The organism is Sphingomonas sp. HDW15A, assembly GCF_011301715.1.
Classification (GTDB): domain Bacteria; phylum Pseudomonadota; class Alphaproteobacteria; order Sphingomonadales; family Sphingomonadaceae; genus Sphingomicrobium.
In genome coordinates this window covers 2,176,476-2,199,082 of record NZ_CP049870.1, presented here as the reverse complement: position 1 = coordinate 2,199,082, position 22,607 = coordinate 2,176,476, and the positions used below count along the sequence as shown (strand labels likewise).

The window sequence follows — 22,607 nt, the reverse complement described above, 5'->3', positions numbered from 1 at the left end:
GCCGAATGATCAGCGGTCTCAATTTTCACGCCATCTTCACGGCTAGCGGCCTCGCCAAGCTCGGGCAGATCATCGTCGGCGATTTGACGATGGCCGGGGATAATGTCGTGATCATGGGCTCGCTCGCCTCCGGCCTGCCCGACCGCGACCGCCGAAAGGTCCTGATGCTCGGCGTCATCATGGCGCTTGGTTTCCTGATCACATTTGCCGTTCTCGCGACCCAGTTGCTCAGGATCACCGGCCTCGTCTTCGCCGGCGGGCTGCTTTTGCTATGGGTCGCCTATAACCTATTTCGGGAGCTTCATCCGCCAGCGCCGTCGGTGACCTATGACGACCCGGACACGGAAATTGTCGAGGGACCGAAGGCGACCAAGACCTTCTGGGCGGCTGTCCTGCAAATCATGGTCGCCGATCTTTCGATGAGCCTGGACAATGTCCTGCTGGTCGCCTCGATTGCCCGCGACAACCCTGCGCTGCTATTCGTAGGGTTGACGTTTTCCGTCCTTTTCATGGGTTTTGCCGCCAACTACGTGGCGAAGCTCATCCAGCGGTATCACTGGATCAATTACATCGGCCTCGTCGTTATTCTCTATGTCGCCGTCAGCATGATCTACGAAGGGTGGGTCGGCGGTGAACATGTCCTTGGCTTGAGAACCGCGCTCGGGCTCGGCTAACGCAGCAAGGCGCGTTTTGCCGGTCGTTTCAGATTCAACCAGATGGGGATAGCTTTGATCGAATACTTGCTGGCCGCGGCCGCTGCACATGGCAATGGCCTTGGCCCGACCGAGATCTGGTCGTCGATCATCCGTGACTTCTCGAACATCGGTGAACCGGCCGCCTTGGCCGCCTTTCTCCAGGTGCTGATGATCGATCTTGTACTCGCGGGCGACAATGCGATTGTCGTTGGCGCGCTCGCAGCTGGACTACCGGCGGATCAACGGCGCAAAGTCATTCTCCTGGGCGTCGTGGCCGCGCTGGTCCTGCGCATCGTTTTCGCATTGATGGTCAGCCAGCTGCTGCAGATCGTCGGACTGGTTCTTGCGGGTGGACTCCTTCTGCTCTGGGTGGCGTGGCGCATGTGGCGCGAGCTTCGCGACAAGGGAGAGAGCCCCGGTTCTCCAGAGATCGTCGGTGACGAGGACAGCGGCGTCGCAGCTGGTAAGACGTTCGCTTCGGCCGCCTGGGCCGTGGCGGTCGCCGACGTCAGCATGAGCCTCGATAATGTGCTCGCGGTCGCTGGTGCGGCTCGGGAACACCCTGGTATTCTGATTGTCGGCCTGATCCTGTCCGTGGCACTGATGGGCATCGCCGCCAACGTTATCGCCCGTTACATTGAGCGTTTCCGCTGGATAGCCTATCTCGGCTTGGCAGTGATCCTGTGGGTGGCCCTCAAGATGATTTGGGAAGGTTACCATCACGTCGTGCCGGTGCTCGGTTTCCCCGCCATCAGCTGAGGGACGCATGCATAGCGGCGACACCATTTGCGCCCTGTCGAGCGGCCGCCCGCCCGCCGCGGTCGCCGTCATTCGCTGCAGCGGTCCTGGGGCCTTGAAGTCTGCAGAGGCGATTGCCGGCAAGCTTCCGCCAGACCGACATGCGTCACTCAAAAGGCTCAAGGATCCGAAAAGCGGCGATGTCATCGATGACGCCCTGATTGTCGTTTTCTCCGGGCCATCCTCTTCCACCGGCGAAGATGTCGTTGAATATCAATGCCATGGTGGGCGCGCGGTCATCGACCGGCTGCTTACCGTTTTGCTCGCCCAGCCAGGTGTTCGGCTGGCCGAGCCCGGCGAATTCACTCGGCGCGCATTTGCCAATGGGCGGATCGACCTGACCGAAGCGGAGGGCCTCGCCGACTTGCTCGAGGCGGAAACCGAGGCCCAGCGGAAGTCGGCACTATTCGCGGCGGAAGGGGGTTTCCGTCGGCAGGTGGAGGACTGGCAGGAGGCGGTGACGAGCCTGTCTGCCCGCGCGGAAGCGGCAATCGATTATGTTGGCGAGGAAGACGAAACGGCCCTCGACATGGCACGGCTGAGGCGGGAGGCGGAAGTCTTGGCAATCGAGCTCGGCGATTGGCTGGACAAACCTCGCGCAGAGCGGCTGAAAGAAGGGATCCGCGTCGTCGCCGGCGGGCCACCGAATGCTGGAAAGTCTAGTCTTATCAATGTTCTATGTGGCGCCGAGCGGGCGATCGTGACGCCTATCGAGGGTACGACTAGGGATGTCATCGAAGTTCCGATTATCCACGGCGGAGTCCCATTCTTGCTTATCGATACCGCGGGCGTTCGCGAGACAAATGACCCGGTCGAGCAAATCGGCGTCGCGCGGGCGGAGTTCGAAGCAGCTAGAGCCGACATTCTACTTTGGCTTGGTCCGGACGCGCTCGACCACCCTGCAGGCATCTGGGTGTTCCCGCGCGCCGACGAGCGGGGAAGGGGATCAGAACCTCGCGGAGCTCTCGCCGTCTCTGCCCTGACGGGAAGGGGACTTGAGGAACTTTGGAAGCGCATTCACGCCTTGGCTGCTGCACTCCTTCCTGGTGAGGATCCCGCCATCATAAACCGCAGGCAGGCGCAATGTCTTGCGGAGTGCCGCGCTGAACTCAGTAGGTTGGAAGGCACGGATGACATCGTAGTGATTGCCCACCACCTCTCGCTCGCCCGGACAGCATTGGACCGCCTCACAGGTAGGGCGGGTATCGAACATATGCTTGATTCGCTATTCGGACGCTTCTGCCTCGGCAAATGATGTTTCACGTGGAACCAAAGCTGCTGCGTTAGTCGGGATAATCCGCTAAGTGCGCGTCATGTACGACGTATTAGTCATCGGCGCCGGTCATGCCGGTTGCGAAGCTGCGGCCGCGGCTGCGCGTCGCGGGGCAAGGGTGGGGCTCGTGACATTTCGACCTGAAGATGTGGGCCAGATGAGCTGCAACCCGTCAATCGGCGGCGTCGGCAAGGGCCACCTAGTCAGGGAGCTTGACGTGTTCGACGGCTTGATGGCTTGGGCCGCTGACCGCTCCGCGATCCATCGCCGTATGCTGAATAAGAGTAAGGGCAGCGCAGTTCAGGGACCACGAGTCCAGGCTGACCGGCGCTTGTTCCAAAAAGCGATGAGAAAGGTTCTTCGTGAGACGCCCGTTGAGATGCTCATCGGGGAGGCAACCGAGATCAAGGTTGTCCACGGCCGTGTTGCCGGCGCAATCGTCTCCGGTGAAACGATCCGAGCGAACTCGATTGTCCTTGCTACCGGGACATTCCTTGACGCGACTTTGTTTTGCGGTCTGGAGCGTGTCGCGGGGGGTCGGACGGGCGAGAGGGCTTCTGTTCCGCTCGCATCTCAGCTCCGCGAATGGGGCGTCGCACAAGGGCGCCTCAAAACCGGAACGCCTCCGCGGTTAGACGGACGCACAATCGATTGGTCTCGGACCGTGCCGCAACCGAGCGATTCAGAGCAATGGGCGATGTCTGCCCTCGGGACCGACTACTCACCGCCCCAACTGGCCTGTGCGATCACCCGCACAACCGGCGATACTCATGACGTGATCCGCCAGAATTTTGAACTCTCGCCTCTTTTCTCCGGTGCTATAGAGGGCCGCGGCCCGCGCTATTGTCCGTCGATCGAAGACAAGATTCGCCGCTTCGGCGATCGGGACGGGCACCAGATTTTTCTCGAACCCGAGGGCCTGTCTTGTAACCTCGTCTATCCTAATGGAATCAGTACCTCGCTCCCACTGGAGATCCAAACAGACTTCATTTGCACGATTCCCGGGCTTGAGCGCGCGGTGATCGTGCGGCCCGGCTATGCCGTTGAATATGAATATGCGGATGCCCGTAGGCTGGATGCGACATTAGCGCATCGGGATATCGCTGGGCTTTATCTGTGCGGCCAGATCAATGGCACGACAGGGTACGAAGAGGCGGCTGCTCAAGGGCTCACCGCCGGTCTCAATTCTGCTGCATTCGCTCTAGGTCTTGCCGAACATCGTTTCGACCGTCGTACGTCCTACATTGGGGTGATGATCGACGACCTCATCCTGCAGGGCGTGCAGGAACCCTACCGAATGATGACTGCACGCGCAGAGTATCGCCTGGCGCTTCGGGCTGACAATGCGGTCACCCGTCTAGGTCGCGATGCACTCACCCTGAAGTGCGTCTCGCGGCGTCGTCATGAGGCCATCGAATCGCATTTGGAGTTTCGGGAACGCCCGGAATTTGCCGAGACGGAGGAAGGGCGGACCGATGCCCTCTATGCACCCTATGTCGAGCGGCAAAAACGCGAATGGGACGCCATTGATCGCGACCGCGCTATTAGGATTCCCGCACAGCTCGACTTCTCAAGGGTACCGGGATTGTCTGCGGAGGCGGTCGAGCGTCTGATGGCTGCAGCACCGGAGTCACTCGATCAGGCGTCCCGGTTGCCGGGCATCACACCGGCTGCTCTTGCGGCTCTGCACCTTGCTGCCTCCCGCAACGCCGCATGATGAACGCCGTCGAAGAGGTGGTTGGACGTAAGGTTTCACGTGAAACAGCGGTGAAGCTTTCCGATTACGCCGAAATGCTGTTGGCAGAGTCCGATCGGCAGAATCTTATCGCTCGCTCGACCATTCCGGATCTGTGGAAGAGGCACCTCGCCGACAGCGCACAGCTCGTCCCAATTGCTGGAACAGGGCGAAGTTGGGCGGATATCGGTTCGGGCGCCGGAATGCCCGGAATGGTCGTCGCAATTCTTAGTGATAATCTCGTCACTCTAATCGAGCCACGTCGCCTCCGGGCCGAGTTTCTTGAGAATGTCGCAACGCGCTTGCGCCTGAAGAACGTCCGCGTCGTGGCCGCTAAGGCGGAGGCGGTGAGTGGTCAGTTCGACGTAATCAGTGCCCGCGCGGTCGCTCCCGCCGTCGACCTGCTGAGGATAAGTCGGCATTTGGCCCACACAGGGACGAGATATCTGTTGATGAAAGGGCGCAGCGCACAAACGGAACTGGAGCAGGTGCGCCGCGCGTGGCATGGTGACTTCGACCTTGTTGCCAGCCGAACCGACGGAGAGGCGGCAATCCTGGTCGCCGATCATGTTTGGCGTAGGGGTGGGGACGGCAAATGATACGGATTACCGTGGCAAATCAAAAGGGCGGTGTCGGCAAGACAACCACCGCGATCAACCTTGCTACGGCTCTGGCTGCCATCGGCTGGCGCGTGTTGCTGGTCGACCTCGATCCGCAAGGCAACGCTTCGACCGGCCTTGGCGTTACGCGCGACCAGCGGCTGCGCAGCAGTTACGACGTGCTAATCGGCGAGGCGACCGTTGTCGAGACCGTGGTCGCCACACGCGTGCCGAGGCTGGACCTTGTCCCGGCGACCGTTGACCTTTCGGGTGCCGAGATCGAACTTGTCGACCTCTCGCACCGTACCGAACGTTTGTCGCGGGCACTCGCGGAAGTTCCGGACGACCGCTGGGACGTGTGCCTGGTAGACTGTCCTCCCTCACTCGGCCTTTTAACGCTCAACGCGCTCGTTGCCGCGCAGCAGCTGCTGGTGCCGCTCCAGTCGGAGTTCTTCGCGCTGGAGGGTCTTTCGCAGCTTTTGCAGACGGTCGAGCGCGTGCGCCAGGGCATTAATCCGTCGCTGGAGATACTTGGCGTGGTGTTGACGATGTTCGACCGTCGCAACAACCTGTCACAGCAGGTGGCGGAAGACGTGCGGGCATGCCTTGGACCGGTCGTTTTCCATACGGTTGTACCTCGCAATGTCCGCCTGTCTGAGGCGCCAAGCCACGGGCTTCCCGCCTTGATTTACGACCTGAAATGTCCGGGTTCGGAGGCCTATGTCCGACTCGCCCGCGAGGTAATGGGCCGGCTCGCCCGGTTGAAGGAGGCGGAGGCCGCATGAGCGACAACTCGCGCAAGCACGGATTAGGTCGTGGCCTCAGTGCGCTGCTCGGCGATCCACCCGCAAAGGTTGAAGAAGAACGTCAGGCTTCCGGCTCCGGTCTGCGAATCATCGCCACTGCAGACGTTCGGCCAAATCCGGCGCAGCCGCGCAAGGCGTTCGACGACGAAACAATCACCGAACTTGCCGAGTCGATTGCTCGACATGGTGTCCTTCAGCCGATCCTTGTTCGGGCGGTTGATGGTGGATATGAAATCATCGCCGGCGAGCGACGCTGGCGCGCAGCGCAGCGCGCCCAGCTTCACGAGCTCCCCGCGATCGTTCGAAGTGACGGCGAATCCTCTCGTGCCGAGTTGGCATTGATCGAGAATGTTCAACGCCAGGATCTCAATGCGATTGAAGAAGCCGAGGGCTATTCGTCGTTGATCGAGAAATACGGACACGCACAGGATATTGTCGCCAAATTGGTTGGCAAGTCGCGTAGCCACGTGACTAACCTATTGAGATTGCTAAAACTTCCGGAGAGCGTACGACAAATGCTCTTGCGTGGCGATATCAGTATGGGACACGCTCGTGCGCTTTTGTCCGCACCTGACCCCGAAGCGGCGGCCCGTATTGTCGTAAGCAAAGGGCTGAGCGTCCGTCAGACGGAAGCGCTCGCGAAAATCGGCACCGAGCCGCGGGCAAAGGCGAGTGAGCGCAACTTGCGCTCAGTCGATTCGGACCTCGCCGCACTTGAACGCCAGCTTGGAGACATGCTCGGGCTGAACGTGAAAGTGAAACACGCCGGGAAGGGCGGGACCGTTAGTCTCGCCTATTCGTCTCTCGATCAGCTCGACATGATCTGCCAGCGGCTCAGCGGCGAGCCGATCTAGAATTTTCGCGAGGCCACCATTCAGCGCCGGCGCTGGGCGGAGCGGGCAACGGCCAGGAGATGCTCGCCGATCGCCGCGACCTCTGGGGCGTCGGTGCCCATCAACTCGCGTTCCACCTTTGCCGTCCGCTCGACCAAGGCGGCAATCTGCTCCGGTGGCCACGTGCGCAGCAACTGCTCGACAAAATCCTTATCTTTCCAGAATATAGCACGACCTGCTGACGCCATGACGCCATGCGCGGACTCGCCATCTGCGACGCGCGCGCGGAGCGGAGCGATCATCAACAGCCGCCGCTGGAGCGCGCGAAGAACGGTCACGCTGTCCTTTGCAGCCAGGCCCGAAGCGTCAATTTCCTCAAGGAGTTCGGACATTGCCCCGCCAAGGGCGAGGTCGCCGAGCCGCTGCAGATCGCCATCCCCGCCGCCGCAGCCCAACAGATCTACAGTATCATGGGTGAGGAGCTTCGGCGTATCGCGCGTGGCGCCGAGGAATAGGGCGTATTTCGCAAGCTCGCTGGCAACCACGGCCTGATTGCCCCCGGCCTCGTCGGCGATGCGCTCCGCGACATTCTTGTCGATATGAAGACCTTCGGCGCTGGCCAACGTCATGACCATCCGGGTCGCTGTCCCACCCTCCGGAACGTAGGAGACGATCGCGACGGCCGCAGCATGCCCTTCGGCGAGCTTGAGAAGCGAGGAGGTCTTGCGAAGCGCGCCGGCGACGGCGATGACAGGGCTTTCGACGCAACTCGCTTCGAGTAGTGCGGAGACGCCGTCGGCGATTTCATCGCCGCATGGCTCGATCCAGATCGCTCGCGGCCCCCCGAACAGGGCCATGGCTGCCGCCTCGTCGGAAAGACTCGCGGGGTCCTCGCGGATGGAAGCGGCCGAGACAGCGAATTTTTCGGCGCCAAGCGCGGCAAGGAGACGTTCGCCAAGCGCCCTTGAGCCGGCTTCGTCCTGGCCGTGAAAGAGGTAGAAGCGGCGGCCGGGTTCGGGCTTGTCGAGCGCAGGGCCGATCGCGGCGCCCTTGACGATCACGGTTGCTGGCCACCGTTGTTGATGAAAAGGGCAAGGCGGCCAACGATCTGGTCGGCGACGACGGTGGACAAGCGTTCCAATGCACTCTGCTCGGCGGCCACCGTGGCGTATTGCGACGAAACGACGTCGATTCCGGCATCGGAGCCCGCTGTCGCGTCCACCACCACCAGGCCGGTCGCGAGATCGACCAATCGATAACGCGCACGGAGCGTCCGCCGTTCGCGCGTGGCGGCGCGGTCGCCGCGAATGCCGAAGCCGGTGATATTGTCGTCCAGCTCTACTTCGAGGCGATAGCGCGGAGTCGCGACATTGCCGTGGTTGAGCCGAGCGACCAGTTCCTTGCGAACGAGCCATCCTGCCTTGCCGGGGATCGGCTGAACGCTGACGGAATGGAGCCCGGCGGCGACCGGCCCGCGCTCGCCGCCGGAATACATCGGCTTGAGGCCACAGCCAGTCAGCGCCAGCATCAGGAGAAGGACGAAAACGCGCATCAGGCGACGATATTCACCAGTCGGTCCGGAACCACAATCACCTTGCGCGGCTCAGCACCGTTCAACTGCGCCTGGATCTTTGGCGATGCGAGAGCGAGAGCTTCAGCAGCCTGCTTGTCGAGACCGCGGGTGGCCTGGATCGTGTCGCGGAGCTTGCCGTTGACCTGGACCGCAAGCGTGACCTCGTCGTCGACCAGAAGCGCGGGGTCGAATGTCGGCCAGGCGGCCTGGGCTATGAGGCCGGCCTCGCCGCGCATGCTCCAGGCCTCCTCGGCCAGATGCGGTGCACCCGGAGCGATCAGCAGCAACAAGGTCCGAACGGCAGAATCTCGGTCCGTGCTTGGCAGCGCTTTCTCGATTGCACTGGTGAGCTCGTAAAGTGCAGCCACCGACTTGTTGAACTGCAGTGCTTCGATTGCCTCGGCGACCGACGCCACAGTGCGGTGGACTTTCTTGCGCAGCGCAAGATCGTCGCCACCCGCGGAGGCGGGCGACGCTGCCAGCCGCCAGACACGTTGCACGAACCGCGCAGCACCCTCGATCCCCGATTCAGACCATTCAAGGTCTCGCTCGGGCGGGCTGTCGGACAGCATGAACCAGCGCACCGCGTCCGCTCCATATTTGTCGACGATCGGTTCCGGATCGACCGTGTTCTTCTTGGACTTGGACATCTTCTCGACTCGCCCAAGCGAAACGGGTTTGCCAGATTCGACATGGATCCAGTCGTCGCCATCTCGGCGCACTTCGTCCGGGCTGAGCCAGCTGCCATCCCCGGCCCGATAGGTTTCGTGAGTGACCATTCCTTGCGTGAACAGGCCTCTGAAAGGCTCGGCGAAATCGAGCTTGCCGATACGCTTCAGCGCTCGCGTCCAGAAACGGGCATAGAGCAGATGGAGGATCGCATGCTCGACCCCGCCGATATATTGCGAGACGGGCAGCCATTGCTCGACTTCCGCGCGGTCGAACGGCTTGTCGCCGGGCTGGCTCGCGAAACGCAGGAAATACCAGCTGGAATCGACGAACGTGTCGAGCGTGTCCGTTTCGCGCCGCGCCGCTCCGCCACAGGACGGGCAATCCACCTTGCCCCAGCTGGGATGGCGGTCGAGCGGATTGCCCGGGATCTCGAAGCTCACGTCCTCCGGCAGGACGACGGGAAGCTGGTCGCGCGGCACGCCGACCGGGCCGCACTTCTCGCAATGGATGACCGGAAGCGGCGTGCCCCAGTAGCGCTGGCGGGAAACGCCCCAGTCGCGCAGACGGAACTGGGTCTTGCTCTGGCCCCACCCGGCGGCCTCGGCGCGGCGGATCACTTCCGCCTTCGCTTGCTCAGTCGTCATGCCATCGAGGAATTGCGAGTTGACCGCCACGCCATGCTCGGTCTCGGCCTCGACCACCGGATCGCTGGCACCGGCTGGATTGCCCGCGACGACCCGGCGGATAGGAAGCTTATACTTGGTCGCAAATTCGAAGTCGCGGGCGTCGTGCGCGGGTACGCCGTAAAGGGCGCCCGAGCCGTAATCCATCAGCACGAAGTTGGCGATCCAGACCGGCAAGCGCCAGTTCTGGTCGAGCGGGTGAATAACTTCCAGCCCGGTGTCGAAGCCGAGCTTTTCCGCGGTCTCGATATCGGCTGCGGAGGTCCCGCCGCGCCGGCATTCGGCAATGAACTCGGCGATCTTGGGGTTCTCGACCGCGAGCGCTTCCGCGATCGGATGGCCGGGCGACAAAGCAACGAAGCTGGCCCCGAAGATGGTGTCGGGACGCGTAGTGAATACCTCGACGTCGCAGCCGGTGCCCCCGGGGGGCGTGCCGGCGAGCCGGAAGCAGAATTGCAGACCCTGGCTGCGGCCGATCCAGTTCTCCTGCATCAGCCGGACCTTGTCCGGCCATTGATCAAGGGTTCCCAGGCCCTCGAGAAGCTCTTCCGCGAAGTCGGTGATCTTGAGGAACCACTGGCTGAGCTTGCGCCGCTCGATCGGCGCCCCGGAGCGCCAGCCCTTGCCGTCGATGACCTGCTCGTTGGCAAGAACCGTCATGTCGACCGGGTCCCAGTTGACCTCGCTTTCCTTGCGATAGACGAGGCCCGCCTCCATCAAATCGAGGAACAGGGCCTGCTCGTGCCCGTAATATTCGGGTTCGCAGGTCGCGAGCTCACGGCTCCAGTCGATCGCGAAGCCGAGCCGCTGCAGCTGGCCGCGCATGGTCGCGATGTTCTGCCGGGTCCAGGCGCCAGGATGGACCTTCTTTTCCATCGCGGCATTCTCGGCGGGCATACCGAACGCATCCCAGCCCATCGGGTGGAGTACTTCCATGCCGCGCATGCGCCGGTAGCGGGCAAGGACGTCACCCATCGTATAGTTGCGGACGTGACCCATGTGGATGCGCCCCGAGGGATAGGGGAACATCTCCAGCACGTAACTTTTCGGCTTGGTGCTGTTGCTTTCGGCAACGAACGCCTTCGACTCGGACCAGCGTTCCTGCCAGTGGCGGTCGACGTTGCGGGGATTGAAACGGTCGTTCATTGACAGGCGCCTAAAGCACGGACGGGCCGTGTGCACCACGCAAAATGATGCGCTGCCGGCCGGCTAGCCGCCGACGGTCGTTCGCCGAATGTCGCGCGCCCGGGTCAGGATGATATCCTCGAGCTTCTGGACGGTCGCGGCAGCAACCGGGGCGTCGACCCAGGTGCCGGCCTGATTGACCTGGCGGCTGGCAGCGACGCGAAGCGCGTCGGCGCGAAGATCCTGGTCCAGGATGGTGACGGTCAGCTTCATCCGCTCGCCCGGATTGTTGGGATTGGTGTACCAGTCGGTGATGATGACCCCGCTGTTCGCGTCCGCCTGCAGAAGTGGGGCGAATGAGACCGTGTCGACGGCCGCGCGCCACAGATAGGTATTGACGCCGATGCTGGTCATCCGCGACGGGGCCAGCGTCGTCGGAATATCGCGGTTGCGAGAGCAGGCGGTCGCAACCGGGGCCACGGCGAGAATCACGAGCATGGGAAGCGGAAGGCGAAGCATAGGGAGATTCCCGGACTGAAGGGTCGTTGGCCGTGCGTTATAGACAGGCAAGCAGCGCCCGCAAGCAGCAAGGCGATGTTCATGGACGGGACAGTATTGTGGACTTAGCGCAACAGAGGCCGGATGAATCGCGCGGGACCATTGGAACCTTTGCCAGGGAATCGCTATATCAATCGGGCTAGGAGTCGATTTGGGTGCGACACAGGGGTAACACGGCTGGGAAATGGGTCGGCGCTGCGCTGCTCGCGGCAGCCGTTGCCATTCCTGCTGCCGCCCTTGCCAAGCCCGAGCGGCGACCGCCGCCGGTTTCGATAAGCTTCGACAGCGTAAGCGGCTTCACGCCCGCCTCGACTGACCCTCGACTCGCTGCAGCGCTCTCCGCGCGCGGTGTCGGAGTCAGCGATTTTAAGTTTACTCCGGCCGCTCCGAAGGGCCGTCCTTCGCAGGTTCGGGTCGCGATTCGCGCCAAGGCACCGACTGTCCAGGCACGCGCGACGGATTCGACACCGGCCGTGACGGCTCTCACCCAGGCCAGCTATAACCTCGGACTTGCGGTGGGTTGGCGCCGGTTCGCAATCACGGGTGACGTGGCCAAGACGCCGGCACCCGCGCTTGCCCTTGGCGGCAAGGAATCAGCCGTGGTCGGCGTCAATTACTCGCTCAACAAGCGCATCACGGGCCGGGTCGCAGCGACTGCGGAGCGCACCGACGGAGCCCGGTCGCCGGCACTCGGCGCGGAGCAGACCTATGCGCTTGACGTCGGCGGTGCTTATTCGTTGACCCGCAATATCGCTGTTACCGGTGGTGTCCGCTATCGCGTGGACCGGGATCGCGACGCCGCGCTTCGGGACGAGCGCAGGGACAGCCAGGCCGTCTACGTCGGCACTGCTTTCAAATTCTAATCCCAATCCTGAATTTCAGCCGGTGACGTCTGCGGAGCGCCTCCAGCAAATCCGCGAGCGGATCGCACGGGCCGCGAAAGCATCGGACCGTGACCCCAGCGAGATCACACTGATCGCCGTCAGCAAGACGCGCTCGGTCGCCGACATCGAAGAGCTCATTTCGGCCGGGCAGCGAGATTTCGGCGAAAGCCGGGTCCAGGAAGCCGCGGACAAATGGCCCGGGCTCAGGAAGGCGCACCCCGACATTCGGCTCCACATGATCGGACGGCTGCAGTCGAACAAGGCGGCAGAGGCCGTTGCGCTGTTCGACACCATTCACTCGCTGGACCGGCCGAGCCTTCTGGGAGCGCTTGCCGCGACTGGCCAGCCGACCCCCTGCTTCGTGCAGGTCAACATAGGCGCGGAAGCGCAGAAGGGCGGCGTCGCGATATCGGAGCTTGGTGCCTTCATTGAGGAAGTCCGGCAATCTTCGTTGAGACTGAAAGGGCTAATGGCGCTTCCGCCGCTTGGGCAACAGCCCGGCCCCTATTTCGCGCTTCTCGCGAAGCTTGCCCGGCGTCATGACGTCACTGGACTGTCGATGGGTATGAGCGCGGATTACGAGACTGCGGTGATGCTCGGCGCAACGCATGTTCGGGTAGGCAGCGCGCTCTTCGCCGACTGAGGACTAGTCGAGATGGCCGCTGCGCGATTTCTTGGTTGCGATATAGTCGGCGTTGTGCGGATTGACCGGCATGTGGTGCGCCACCCGCTCCGCCACGACGATCCCTGCCGACTCTAGACCGGCCACCTTTCCTGGGTTGTTGGTGAGCAGGCGTACCTCGCCAACCTTCATTGCGCGCAGGATAGCCGCGGCCACTCCGTAATCGCGTTCGTCGTCGGCAAATCCTAGCCGCCGGTTGGCATCGACAGTATCGAGGCCGCGGTCCTGGAGGGCATAAGCGCGGATCTTGTTGACGATGCCAATCCCCCGGCCTTCCTGCCGAAGATAGAGCAGGATCCCGCCGCCGGATGTTTTAATCAGCCGCAAGGCCTCGTGGAGTTGCGGCCCGCAATCGCACTTCAAGCTGCCGAACACATCGCCGGTCAGGCACTCGCTGTGAAGCCGGACGAGCGGCGGGCTGGTGCCCCATTGGCCGATGACGAGAGCCACATGTGCGTCGCCCGTCGCTCTCTCACGAAAGGCGATGACCTGCGTTTCGCCGATATCGGCGATTGGCAGGCGTGCTCGCGCGGCGACGACCGCGTCCGGAGAGGATTCGATCCACTCCCGCAGGACCTCGATGTCGGCCTCTGCATTATCCAGCAGCCACAAGGCCGGTGCCAGCCCGGCGAGGCGCGCCAGGGTGAGTGCCGCGGCCGCGTCCTTCACATCGACAGGCTCCATCGGCTCGAGCACGCCCGGGGTGAAGCGGTCGAAGTCCTGGCCCGCGTCGGCTATGGCGCGAACTGTCGCGGTGTTCATCCAGTCGCTCCGACGGACGACAAGCGGAACGCCCGGTGTGTTTTCCCGGCGATTGCCGAGGCCCAGCGCAGCGGCCCGCTCGGCGCTGAGGAGGAAGTTGGCGCATGCGCCAGGGTCGAGCCGGTCTAGTGCTTCGTCATCGGTCGTCTCGATCGCCAGGATATTCAGTTTCCCGATGCGAACAGGCCTTCCCCCGGCCAGCGCCACGAGCGCCGGTCTAAGGCTGGCTCGGCTCAAATGTCGAACTCCACGACGAGCGGAACATGGTCGCTCGGCCGCTCCCAGCTTCGGCACGGCTCGTGAACCCGATGAGCGACCGCCTGCGGGGCAAGCGATGGGCTTGCCCAGATGTGATCGAGCCTGCGGCCGCGGTCGTTCTTGGTGAAGTCCGGGGAGCGATAACTCCACCAGGTGAAATTGCGCTCGGGAGCGGGGATGAAGCGGCGGCCAAGATCGGCCCAGTCATGCGATTGCTGAAGCCGGGCGAGCGTTTCCACCTCGATCGGCGTGTGGCTGACGACATCGAGCAGCGCCTTGTGGCTCCAGACGTCGCATTCCAGCGGCGCAACGTTGAAATCGCCGACGATCAGTGTCGGTTCGGCCAGTTTTTCAGACCAGCGGGTCATCCGCTCGAGAAAATCGAGCTTTTGGCCGAACTTCGGATTGCGCTCGCGGTCGGGGATGTCGCCGCCAGCCGGAACATAGACGTTCTCGAGGCGGATTCCGCATTCGAGCCGCGCGCCGACGTGCCGAGCCTCGCCGTTGTCCTGCCAGTCGTGGCGGCCTTCATCGAAAAGCGCGACCCGGGAGAGGATCGCAACCCCATGGTGCATGCGCTGGCCGTGGAGCTTGCGATGCCTGTAACCAAGTCGGTCAAACAGTTCAGCCGGGAATATCTTGTCCTCGACCTTGGTCTCCTGAAGGCAAAGCACGTCCGGTTGCTCTTCGAGCAGGAAACGCTCGACGATCGCGGCGCGCGCGCGAACGGAGTTGATGTTCCAGCTGGCGATCTTGAGGCGGGTCACTTGGGATGCCCTAGCAAAGGAAGGCCGATGTGCAACCTTCGTGGCCCCTATTGGAAGTGGCGCCCATGGGCCGTTCACCCAAGCCGCGCCTAGCAAAAGGCCCCCGCTCCGGGGGCATTGGAGCGAGGGCCGACCAAGCGTAGTCACGCAAGGTGATCGCCGCTGCCCGGGTAACAGGGGGAAACCCCAAGCAAGTTGCGACGATCAAAACGCTTTTACGATTTTAACCCTGACCAGTCGATGAACGGTTTTCGATTGCTACGGAATTTTGTCGCTCATGCTCAACGCTTGGTCGGCTCGCGGTAAGTGAACGCGCTCTCTGGAACGGCAACGTTATAGCGCTGGTTGGAAAGCAGAACTTTCGTCCGCTTGTTCTGCGCATCGATCGCCGTCCAGCCTTGCAGTATCAGTCCACCGGGCGCCGCCGGGGAGCGGATGAACCCAAGGATCAGCGTGCCGAATTCCGGGCGCCGCGCGTCTCGCGCACGGACGACCAGGATGCTCGGTTCCGAGGGGAGAACGCGGGCGATCCGCTCAAGATTCGGGTTGCCCGAAAGAAGCACCGACAGCGGCGACTTGGCGATCGCCCAGCTCGACTTTTGACCGACCTCATAATCGACGAAGGTCAGCGTCTTCCCGTTGCCGACCAGGAGCATGTTTGCGCCGCGGCCATATTCGAAACGGATCCGGCCCGGGCGCTTAAGAGATAGAATACCGGTCAGTTGCCGGTTCTTCGAATCCGTCTGGACGAAATTGGCGGTCATCGACTGCGCGGCGTTGAGGTGCGCTTCGACCTTTGCAAGGTCGCCGGTCGCGGCCGGTGCCGGGGCAACGATCAGCGCGATCGCGGCGGCGGGGGCAAGGGCACGTGCAGCCAGGGTCGGAAAAGCCATTTGTTCAAATCTCCAGGATGATTGGCGCCTATGTGGCGTTCCGGCATTGAATGCGCCCTGAACCCCATGGTTCCGCGCTGTTCAGCCTTGCCGGTCTCAGATCGGGTGCCCGTCGGTATCGATCAGCACCTCGCGGCGACCGACGTGGTCAGGCGCTCCAACCAGGCCTTCTTTCTCCATCCGCTCGATGAGACGGGCCGCGCTGTTGTAGCCGACCCGCAACTGGCGCTGAATGTAGCTGGTCGAGGCTTTCTGGCTCTCGGCGACGATCTGTACCGCCTTGCGATAGAGCTGGGTTTCCGGGTCGTCGTCACCGGTCGGGGCGCCGTCTAGCAAATAGCCGCCGTCCTCCGGCTCTTCGGTGACCGACTGGACGTAATCGGGCACACCCTGCTTGCGCCAATGATCGGCGACGCTTCGCACTTCCTCGTCGCTGACGAACGGCCCGTGGACCCGGATGATCTGCTTTCCGCCTGGCATGTAGAGCATGTCGCCCTTGCCAAGCAGTTGTTCCGCGCCCTGCTCGCCGAGGATTGTTCGGCTGTCGATCTTGCTTGTTACCTGGAAGCTGATGCGGGTGGGCAAATTGGCCTTGATGACGCCGGTGATAACGTCGACCGACGGCCGCTGCGTGGCCATGATCAGGTGAATTCCGGCTGCTCGCGCCTTTTGCGCCAGGCGCTGGATAAGAAATTCGACCTCCTTGCCCGCCGTCATCATCAGGTCGGCCAGCTCGTCGACCACCACGACGATCTGAGGCAGAACCTCATATTCCAGCTCTTCCGTTTCGTAGATCGGCTGGCCGGTGTCGGCGTCGTAACCGGTTTGCACGCGGCGACCGAGCTTGGAGCCCTTGGCCCGCGCGTCACGGACCTTCTGGTTGAAACTGGACAGCTGGCGAACGCCAAGGCTCGCCATCATCCTGTAGCGCTCTTCCATCTGCTCGACGGTCCACTTGAGCGCCCGGATGGCTTTGCCGGGCTCGGTCACCACGGGCGACAGCAGGTGCGGGATGTCGTCGTAGACGCTGAGCTCCAGCATCTTCGGATCGATCATGATCATCCGGCACTCGTCGGGTCCCATCCTGTAAAGCAGCGACAGGATCATGCAGTTGAGACCCACCGACTTGCCGGAGCCGGTGGTGCCGGCGACAAGCAAATGGGGCATCGGCGCGAGGTCGGCGATCACCGGATCGCCCGCGATATTCTTGCCCAGGATCAACGGCAGGCTCATCGCCTGGTCTTCGAAAGCCTGGCTGCCGATCAACTCGCTCAAGGACACCATTTCCCGCTTAGGATTGGGAAGCTCGATCCCGATCACGCTCCGCCCAGGGATGGTCGCGACCCGGGCGGAAAGCGCGCTCATATTGCGCGCGATGTCGTCGGCCAATTGTATAACCCGGCTGGCTTTGATCCCACTCGCCGGCTCAAGCTCGTACATTGTGACGACCGGCCCGGGGCGGACCTCGACGATGTCGCCGCGGACGTGGAAATCCTCAAGCACGCTTTCGAGCAGGCGCGCGTTGCGCTCGAGTCCTGCGCGGTCGACCTGCTTGCGGTCAGCTGGCGGCGGCGGGCTAAGCAGTTCAAGCGCGGGAAGCTGGTAATTGTCGCCAAGCGCCAGGCTGGCCTGGCCGGCGGCGGTCGCCTTGCCCTTGCGCGGTGCCGGCTTGGCGGCGGGCGCGATCGCCTTGGACGGCTCGGCAACGGCAACGGCGGGGCGGGAGCGCGGAGGGGCGACGGGCTCACGGTCGCCGAGCTCCTCCTCCGTTCGCCGCGGTGGGCGGATCGGCCGCGACGGGTCGCGGCGGAACAGCGATCCAAGCCACGCCTTCTCCTCCTCGCGAAGCCCGAGCGAGAGATAGGCGACCATCACGCCGCCAAGGAACAGGATGGCGATCAGAGCTAGGCGAAACGGTCCTTCTACTCCGGGATTCTGAATGAGGGCGATGAGCGCCTCGGCCGCCTTTGCGCCGCCGAGGCCCAGTGCCCCGCCCCAGCCTGCCGGCAGGCCGGAAACAGACTCGCCCGAAAGCATGCCAAGCGCCACGCCCACCAGCAGCATTGCCGCAAATGCGACAAGCAGGGACCGGCCGACCCGTCCGGGCGAAGCGCCGCGCATCAGTCGCACTCCCGCAAGAGCGATAATCGGGAGAATGACAACCGCCGCAGGGCCGAACAACATCAGGAGAAGGTCGCTTGAATAGGCGCCGAAGCTTCCCACCCAATTGACGGGCGGACCACCGGCGGCGGTCGAAAAGCTCGGGTCGACGGCATCGTGGGTCGCAAGGCCCAACGCAAGCGCAATGCTGGCGCCGGCCAGGATCGTTCCGGCAACGCGCATCGCCAGCTGGCGCACGGACGCGCGCAGCTTTTCCCGCCAGTCGGGTCCCAAATCGCGCTTTCGCGCCCGCTCCGCGGCGGTCGCCATGATCGTCTTCCCCCGGTCAGAAAGGCCGTTGACGCCACAATGCGCCGCGGCGGACTCCGAGGTCAAGCGCTCGCCAAGGCGCGACGCACGCGTTAACAGTGTCGGCCATGCAACGAAGCGACGTCATCATCCTCGGCGGTGGGCTGGTCGGCCTCGCGCTTGCCGCCGCGCTCGATTCCGCCGGTCTGACGGCGACAATCGTCGACCCGGTCGATCCCGAGAGCTGGAAGGACGCCACATTCGACGGCCGCACCAGCGCGGTCTCGTCAAGCTCGCGGCGGATGTTCGACGCAATCGGCGTCACCGGTCATTTGGCCGAACCGGGCTGTCCAATCCGCACCATCCGTGTCGCCGATGGCATTGCGCCAGGCGGACTCGCGTTCGAGCCGCCCGAGGGCGACGACGAGCCGCTTGGCTGGATGCACGAGAATCGCCACCTTCGCGCCGCGCTCAAGGCCCGCGCCGAGGCCGGACAGAACATCCGCTTGTTGTGGAAATCGAAGGCTGCGTCGGTGGAGCGCGGAGAACATGGGGTCTGGGTCGTGCTTGAGGACGGCACGAATCTCGCCGCGCCTTTACTGGTCGCGGCCGAAGGGCGCCAGTCGCCAACCCGCGAATCCGCCGGAATGCGGATGGCCCGCTGGCGCTACGACCACACAGCGATCGTCGCTACGCTCAGCCATGAACAGCCACACGACAATGTTGCGTGGGAGATTTTCTATCCGTCCGGCCCGTTTGCGCTTCTGCCGATGAACGACATTGCCGATGGCCACCGGTCGGCGATTGTCTGGTCGGTCAAGAGCGAGGATTCAGCCGGATTTCTCGCCTTGTCGGACGAAGAATTCGCAGCCGAGGCGAAAGCGGCGATGGGCGGCTTTCTCGGTGACATCCGCCTGTTGACGAAGCGCTCCGCATATCCGCTCGGCTTCCACCATGCAGCCAGGATTACCGATCGTCGCCTGGCGCTGGTCGGCGATTCGGCGCACGCCATCCATCCGATCGCGGGGCAGGGTCTCAACCTCGGTTTCCGCGATGCCGCAGCTCTGGCGCAGGTGCTGGTCGAAGGTGCCCGGCTCGGCCTCGACCTCGGCGACCGGCAGCTGATGGACCGTTATCAGCGCTGGCGCAGCCTCGACACTATGATGGTGGCGATGGCCACCGACGGGCTGACCCGGCTGTACGGCATTCCCGGCAAGCTTCCGTCACTGGTCCGCCGCGCCGGAATGGCCTTGACCGGCAAGATCGGCCCGCTTCGCGACCGCCTCGCCGCCGAGGCGCGCGGAACGAGCGGCGACCTTCCGCTGCTGCTCCGCGGCCTTCCGATATGATCCGCGCCTAGCGGTCGATCTCGACCTCTTCTTCCACTTCCGCTTCCTGCTCGGCTTCTTCCGTCTTGGGCCGGGTCATGACGAACGTCCCCGACCAGCCCGGGCCGATCGTCCAGGTTCCGGAAATCTCGCATTCCTCTTCGTCCAGCACGCCATCGTAATGAACCGGGTCGAGGAAGTGCTCGAGCGAATCGTATATCTTGGTGAAGCGGACGCTGCTGCCATCCCGCTTGCCGGTGACGACCGCCGCCATTTCTCCCGGCGGCAGATATTCGGGCGCGGGCTCGATGACCTCGCCAGTCAGTCCTCCGCCCGTGTCGCGCAGCTCGAGGTGGAATGGGATGGGTTTGAGCGCCGCTGGATAGGCATAGGTGCCGTCCCAATGGCCGCTCAGGTCGCTCACTGCAGGGTTTGGGACATGTCGGCCCCGCCGGGGCCAGCCGCTGGAACTGCATCAGCTGGACTACTAGGTCCGCCCGGCCGGCAAGGGTCGGCTCTTCGAGGAGCGCCTGCTTGGCGCCGACATCGAAAGGCGCGACCTGGGCTATGGCGTTGACCAGCATTTCATCATCCAGCCTGCCGACGGCTTCCCAATCCACGGCAAGACCCAGCGAGTCGCCGAATCGCCGCGCTTCGCGCTCCACTTCTGCCCGCTGAATACTGCTTAGCGGCGGCGGCTCATCGTCGTCGAAGGAGTCCATGTCGATATCCGCCTGACGGTAGGGTGTGCCGCCATCGGCCTCCGCGACCAGCCGGAAGCGGCGCGAGCCGAGCAGCATGATATTGAAGCGCCCGTCATCCAGCTCCTCGACCCCGACGAGCTCACCAACGCACCCGACGCGATAGAGCGATGGCGAATCCGTTTCCTCGGATGGCTGGATCATCGCGATCCGCCCGGCCCCGCCAGCGCGTCCTCGACCATCGCGCGGTAGCGCTCCTCGAAAATGTGCAGCGGCAGGTGCGAGCGCGGAAATAGGATCGCGCCGCCGAGCGGGAAGAGAGGGACGCGCTGAAGTTTCTCGGCCATCAGGTGAACAGCAATGCGGAAAGGCGGCGGCGGATGCCTCGGCCCCAGGGATCGTCGAACCCGGCAGCCTCAAGCATTTTGAGAAGCTGCTGGCGCGCCGCGCCATCATTCCAGTCGCGGTCGCGCGCAATGATCTCAAGCAATTCGTCGGCTGCGCGCTCACGGTTCCCGGCGGCGATTGCGGCGTTGGCGACCGCCAACCGCGCTTCGTGGTCGTCCGGATTCGCGGCAAGCCGGGCTTCTTCCGCACTGGTGTCCGCGGCCGGGGCCGCCGCCAGCTCCAGCGCGGCACGTGCGCGGGTCACGGCGGCATGGCTTGCAGCCGGCTCGGCCAGTGAATCGAGCAGCGTGCGGGCATCGTCCTGGCGGCCCTCTGCAATCATCGCTCGCGCCAAAGCCCCTGCGACTTCGAGATTGTCGGGAGCCATGTCATGAACCTGTTGGAAGATGTTCGCAGCGCGCGCCGCGTCGCCGCCCTCCAGAACTTCTTCGCCCATCGCCAGAAGGGGCTCGACCTGCGCCTTGAGGTCGGTTTCCGCACTCTGGATCGGGAGCTGGGCAAGTAACTGGTCGAGCACGCGGGTCAGTTGTCCTTCCGTGCGATATTGGGTGAGGTCCGCAACCGGCTGACCCTGGAACAGCGCGAAGACCGTCGGTACCGACTGGATTCGGAACTGGGCCGCGATCAGCTTGTCCCGATCGACGTCAATTCGCGCTAGCGCAACGCCTCGGCCGGCGTAGTTAGCCGCCACCTTGTCGAGAATTGGGTTCAACTGCTTGCAGGGCCCGCACCATTCGGCCGTAAACTGGAGGATCACCAGTGCGTGCATCGAGGGCGCGATTACGTCCTGCTCGAAGCGGTCGATGGCTTCCCGTTCCGCCGCGCTCATTCCCAGTGTCGCCACAGTTGCTCCTTTTGCGATTGCCGCCATATGGGACGTGCCCGCTGAGGGGGCAAGCCGGGGCTTGCGCGCCCAACGCGACGCTGCTAGCTGCGCCGCCACCCGACCGGCACTCGATTGCCGGTTCGCCATCGAGCGGGCGTAGCTCAGGGGTAGAGCACAACCTTGCCAAGGTTGGGGTCGAGGGTTCGAATCCCTTCGCCCGCTCCATTTCTACTCTTATTGCGAAATCATTTCTGGGCGCGAAGCGCGGCGACCTCCTCGGGCGTAAGCTTGCGTGTGGCATGGACCGGGCAATAGGTCGCGCCAAGCGCATCGGGCACATAGATTTCCGCCTCATGGCCGGAGCAGACAAAGCTCCCGGCGCGAGAGCGAAGCGCGATCCGATGTTCAAAATCGAGCCTTGAGGCGCAGTAATTGAGCGTTCGCAGCTCATAATAATCGCGGCTGTTGGTGTTCACGTAGACGATGTTGTCGGGCCCCTGGCGGAAGCCGATCACGTTGGGGGCATAGAAACACTGGCGTTCGCCGCCGGCGGCATATTGGGGTGCGACCGCGGCTGGGGGATAAGCATTGCACCCAGTCAGCGTCAGCGCCGCGATGCCAAGCGTCACGATAGAGAGCTGCATTTTTACCATGTCGTCCTCCTGGCAATCGAGTCCGCTGGCAATGGAAACGCATGCGTGGGCTTTATTGTGCCGTCACGTCCTGAAAGGTCGCTCCCGAAACCACTTGGTGACGATGTATTTGGTGCCGCGCCGAACCTTCATGCCTTGATGAAGCGTCGCCTGATTCGGTCTTCCATCGGGCAGCAAATTGTTCCATGCGAGAAGCTTGCCGGTCTCGGGCTGGATCGTCTTGCCAATCGTCTTGAAGCGCGTCGCGCCGCCATCTTCCGGCCAGTTGAGATAGATCATCGCCGTCCAGCTGCGGTTGCCGCTTTCGGCGCAGTGCCGGTAATAATCTGCGCCATTGACCTCGAACGTGTCGGTATGGGGCTTGAATTCCTGGCCTAGGGCGTAGCGCTGGCCCTGGATCGGCTCCCCGTTCGCCAGCGGAAGGCCAAGCAGCGCGGCAATCGCCTGATCGACCTTGGCTACGACTGAGTCGGAGGAGTCGAGATCGCACGTCTCGCTCGTCCGGAAATCGGCGATACCCTGGTCGTCGGCGATTTCGCTTGGCCGGCGACGGGCATCGATACGGTCGATCAGAGATGCGCAGGTCTCATCGTCCAGGAAATCGCGGACGACGAACAGCTCCAGCTTCGGGGACGGAAAGCGCTGGACGCCGAGTTGCACGCGAAGCCGATCCCCCGGACTCATGA

General features: G+C 63.3%; 22 protein-coding genes, 1 tRNA gene and 1 pseudogene. 11 read left to right on the top strand and 13 right to left on the bottom strand.

Going from position 1 to position 22,607, the window contains the following annotated elements; genetic code table 11:
- Window positions 1-5: 5 nt before the first annotated feature.
- Genes G7076_RS11490 through G7076_RS11460 form a run of 7 tightly spaced genes read left to right on the top strand, consistent with a single transcriptional unit; the run spans window position 6 to window position 6,760 of the window.
- Window positions 6-674, top strand: coding sequence for a YjbE family putative metal transport protein (locus G7076_RS11490; RefSeq protein ID WP_166202994.1), 669 nt, complete (start codon window positions 6-8; stop codon window positions 672-674).
- Between the two features lie 57 nt (window positions 675-731).
- Window positions 732-1,454 (top strand): YjbE family putative metal transport protein, encoded by a 723-nt coding sequence (locus G7076_RS11485; RefSeq protein WP_240913926.1) that lies wholly within the window; start codon window positions 732-734, stop codon window positions 1,452-1,454.
- Between the two features lie 7 nt (window positions 1,455-1,461).
- On the top strand, window positions 1,462-2,748 hold the full coding sequence (mnmE, locus tag G7076_RS11480; protein WP_166202990.1) for a tRNA uridine-5-carboxymethylaminomethyl(34) synthesis GTPase MnmE: 1,287 nt from the start codon (window positions 1,462-1,464) through the stop codon (window positions 2,746-2,748).
- A gap of 49 nt (window positions 2,749-2,797) precedes the next feature.
- A complete protein-coding gene (gene mnmG / locus G7076_RS11475; protein ID WP_166202988.1) occupies window positions 2,798-4,483 on the top strand; it encodes a tRNA uridine-5-carboxymethylaminomethyl(34) synthesis enzyme MnmG in 1,686 nt (561 codons plus the stop codon).
- The gene (rsmG, locus tag G7076_RS11470) at window positions 4,480-5,100 is read left to right on the top strand and encodes a 16S rRNA (guanine(527)-N(7))-methyltransferase RsmG (protein ID WP_166202986.1); all 621 of its coding nucleotides are present in this window, start codon (window positions 4,480-4,482) and stop codon (window positions 5,098-5,100) included. The genes mnmG and rsmG overlap by 4 nt, the downstream gene beginning before the upstream one ends.
- Window positions 5,097-5,885: a ParA family protein gene (locus G7076_RS11465; RefSeq protein ID WP_166202984.1), complete on the top strand. Its 789-nt coding sequence runs from the start codon at window positions 5,097-5,099 to the stop codon at window positions 5,883-5,885. Before rsmG ends, G7076_RS11465 begins: the two co-directional genes overlap by 4 nt.
- Complete coding sequence (locus G7076_RS11460; protein WP_166202982.1) at window positions 5,882-6,760, top strand: ParB/RepB/Spo0J family partition protein; 879 nt, start codon at window positions 5,882-5,884, stop codon at window positions 6,758-6,760. Before G7076_RS11465 ends, G7076_RS11460 begins: the two co-directional genes overlap by 4 nt.
- Window positions 6,761-6,780: 20 nt before the next feature.
- Here the strand turns inward: G7076_RS11460 and G7076_RS11455 are convergent, their stop codons facing one another.
- From G7076_RS11455 to G7076_RS11440, 4 genes are all read right to left on the bottom strand, one after another.
- The gene (locus G7076_RS11455) at window positions 6,781-7,800 is read right to left on the bottom strand and encodes a DNA polymerase III subunit delta (RefSeq protein WP_166202980.1); all 1,020 of its coding nucleotides are present in this window, start codon (window positions 7,798-7,800) and stop codon (window positions 6,781-6,783) included.
- A complete protein-coding gene (gene lptE, locus G7076_RS11450) occupies window positions 7,797-8,291 on the bottom strand; it encodes an LPS assembly lipoprotein LptE (protein WP_166202978.1) in 495 nt (164 codons plus the stop codon). The genes G7076_RS11455 and lptE overlap by 4 nt, the downstream gene beginning before the upstream one ends.
- On the bottom strand, window positions 8,291-10,813 hold the full coding sequence (gene leuS, locus G7076_RS11445; RefSeq protein ID WP_166202976.1) for a leucine--tRNA ligase: 2,523 nt from the start codon (window positions 10,811-10,813) through the stop codon (window positions 8,291-8,293). Before leuS ends, lptE begins: the two co-directional genes overlap by 1 nt.
- A 63-nt stretch (window positions 10,814-10,876) precedes the next feature.
- Window positions 10,877-11,311 carry a DUF3576 domain-containing protein gene (locus tag G7076_RS11440; RefSeq protein WP_166202974.1) on the bottom strand — a complete coding sequence of 145 codons (435 nt, stop codon included), beginning with the start codon at window positions 11,309-11,311 and terminating at the stop codon, window positions 10,877-10,879.
- A 194-nt stretch (window positions 11,312-11,505) separates the two neighbouring features.
- On the opposite strand from G7076_RS11440, the gene G7076_RS11435 reads away from it, so the two are divergent.
- Together G7076_RS11435 and G7076_RS11430 are read left to right on the top strand one after the other, a co-directional pair.
- Complete coding sequence (locus G7076_RS11435) at window positions 11,506-12,213, top strand: hypothetical protein (protein ID WP_240913795.1); 708 nt, start codon at window positions 11,506-11,508, stop codon at window positions 12,211-12,213.
- A 22-nt stretch (window positions 12,214-12,235) separates the two neighbouring features.
- Window positions 12,236-12,877 (top strand): YggS family pyridoxal phosphate-dependent enzyme, encoded by a 642-nt coding sequence (locus G7076_RS11430; RefSeq protein ID WP_166202972.1) that lies wholly within the window; start codon window positions 12,236-12,238, stop codon window positions 12,875-12,877.
- 3 nt (window positions 12,878-12,880) lie between these two features.
- On the opposite strand, the gene ribA is transcribed toward G7076_RS11430, so the two are convergent.
- The 4 genes from ribA to G7076_RS11410 all read right to left on the bottom strand — a co-directional run bounded on the left by ribA (window position 12,881) and on the right by G7076_RS11410 (window position 17,939).
- The gene (ribA, locus tag G7076_RS11425; protein WP_166202970.1) at window positions 12,881-13,915 is read right to left on the bottom strand and encodes a GTP cyclohydrolase II; all 1,035 of its coding nucleotides are present in this window, start codon (window positions 13,913-13,915) and stop codon (window positions 12,881-12,883) included.
- Entirely contained in the window at window positions 13,912-14,703 is a 792-nt protein-coding gene (locus G7076_RS11420; RefSeq protein ID WP_166202968.1) for an exodeoxyribonuclease III, read from the bottom strand. Before G7076_RS11420 ends, ribA begins: the two co-directional genes overlap by 4 nt.
- Window positions 14,704-14,984: 281 nt before the next feature.
- The gene (locus tag G7076_RS11415) at window positions 14,985-15,596 is read right to left on the bottom strand and encodes an outer membrane lipoprotein carrier protein LolA (protein ID WP_166202967.1); all 612 of its coding nucleotides are present in this window, start codon (window positions 15,594-15,596) and stop codon (window positions 14,985-14,987) included.
- A gap of 96 nt (window positions 15,597-15,692) precedes the next feature.
- On the bottom strand, window positions 15,693-17,939 hold the full coding sequence (locus G7076_RS11410; protein WP_240913925.1) for a DNA translocase FtsK 4TM domain-containing protein: 2,247 nt from the start codon (window positions 17,937-17,939) through the stop codon (window positions 15,693-15,695).
- Between the two features lie 194 nt (window positions 17,940-18,133).
- Between G7076_RS11410 and G7076_RS11405 the strand changes: the two genes are divergently transcribed.
- Window positions 18,134-19,354 carry an FAD-dependent monooxygenase gene (locus tag G7076_RS11405; RefSeq protein WP_166202963.1) on the top strand — a complete coding sequence of 407 codons (1,221 nt, stop codon included), beginning with the start codon at window positions 18,134-18,136 and terminating at the stop codon, window positions 19,352-19,354.
- Window positions 19,355-19,361: 7 nt separating this feature from the next.
- Here the strand turns inward: G7076_RS11405 and G7076_RS11400 are convergent, their stop codons facing one another.
- The 3 genes and pseudogenes from G7076_RS11400 to G7076_RS11390 all read right to left on the bottom strand — a co-directional run bounded on the left by G7076_RS11400 (window position 19,362) and on the right by G7076_RS11390 (window position 21,286).
- The gene (locus tag G7076_RS11400) at window positions 19,362-19,757 is read right to left on the bottom strand and encodes a hypothetical protein (protein WP_166199302.1); all 396 of its coding nucleotides are present in this window, start codon (window positions 19,755-19,757) and stop codon (window positions 19,362-19,364) included.
- Between the two features lie 43 nt (window positions 19,758-19,800).
- A pseudogene (locus tag G7076_RS11395) lies at window positions 19,801-20,381 on the bottom strand (LON peptidase substrate-binding domain-containing protein); the annotation flags it as partial.
- A complete protein-coding gene (locus G7076_RS11390) occupies window positions 20,381-21,286 on the bottom strand; it encodes a tetratricopeptide repeat protein (RefSeq protein ID WP_166202961.1) in 906 nt (301 codons plus the stop codon). The gene G7076_RS11390 and the pseudogene G7076_RS11395, both read right to left, overlap by 1 nt.
- Before the next feature lie 132 nt (window positions 21,287-21,418).
- Between G7076_RS11390 and G7076_RS11385 the strand changes: the two genes are divergently transcribed.
- Window positions 21,419-21,493: transfer RNA gene (locus tag G7076_RS11385), tRNA-Gly, on the top strand.
- A gap of 20 nt (window positions 21,494-21,513) precedes the next feature.
- On the opposite strand, the gene G7076_RS11380 is transcribed toward G7076_RS11385, so the two are convergent.
- The gene (locus G7076_RS11380) at window positions 21,514-21,921 is read right to left on the bottom strand and encodes a DUF6491 family protein (protein WP_166202959.1); all 408 of its coding nucleotides are present in this window, start codon (window positions 21,919-21,921) and stop codon (window positions 21,514-21,516) included.
- A gap of 63 nt (window positions 21,922-21,984) precedes the next feature.
- Entirely contained in the window at window positions 21,985-22,605 is a 621-nt protein-coding gene (locus G7076_RS11375; RefSeq protein WP_166202957.1) for a 2OG-Fe(II) oxygenase, read from the bottom strand.
- Between the last annotated feature and the right edge of the window lie 2 nt (window positions 22,606-22,607).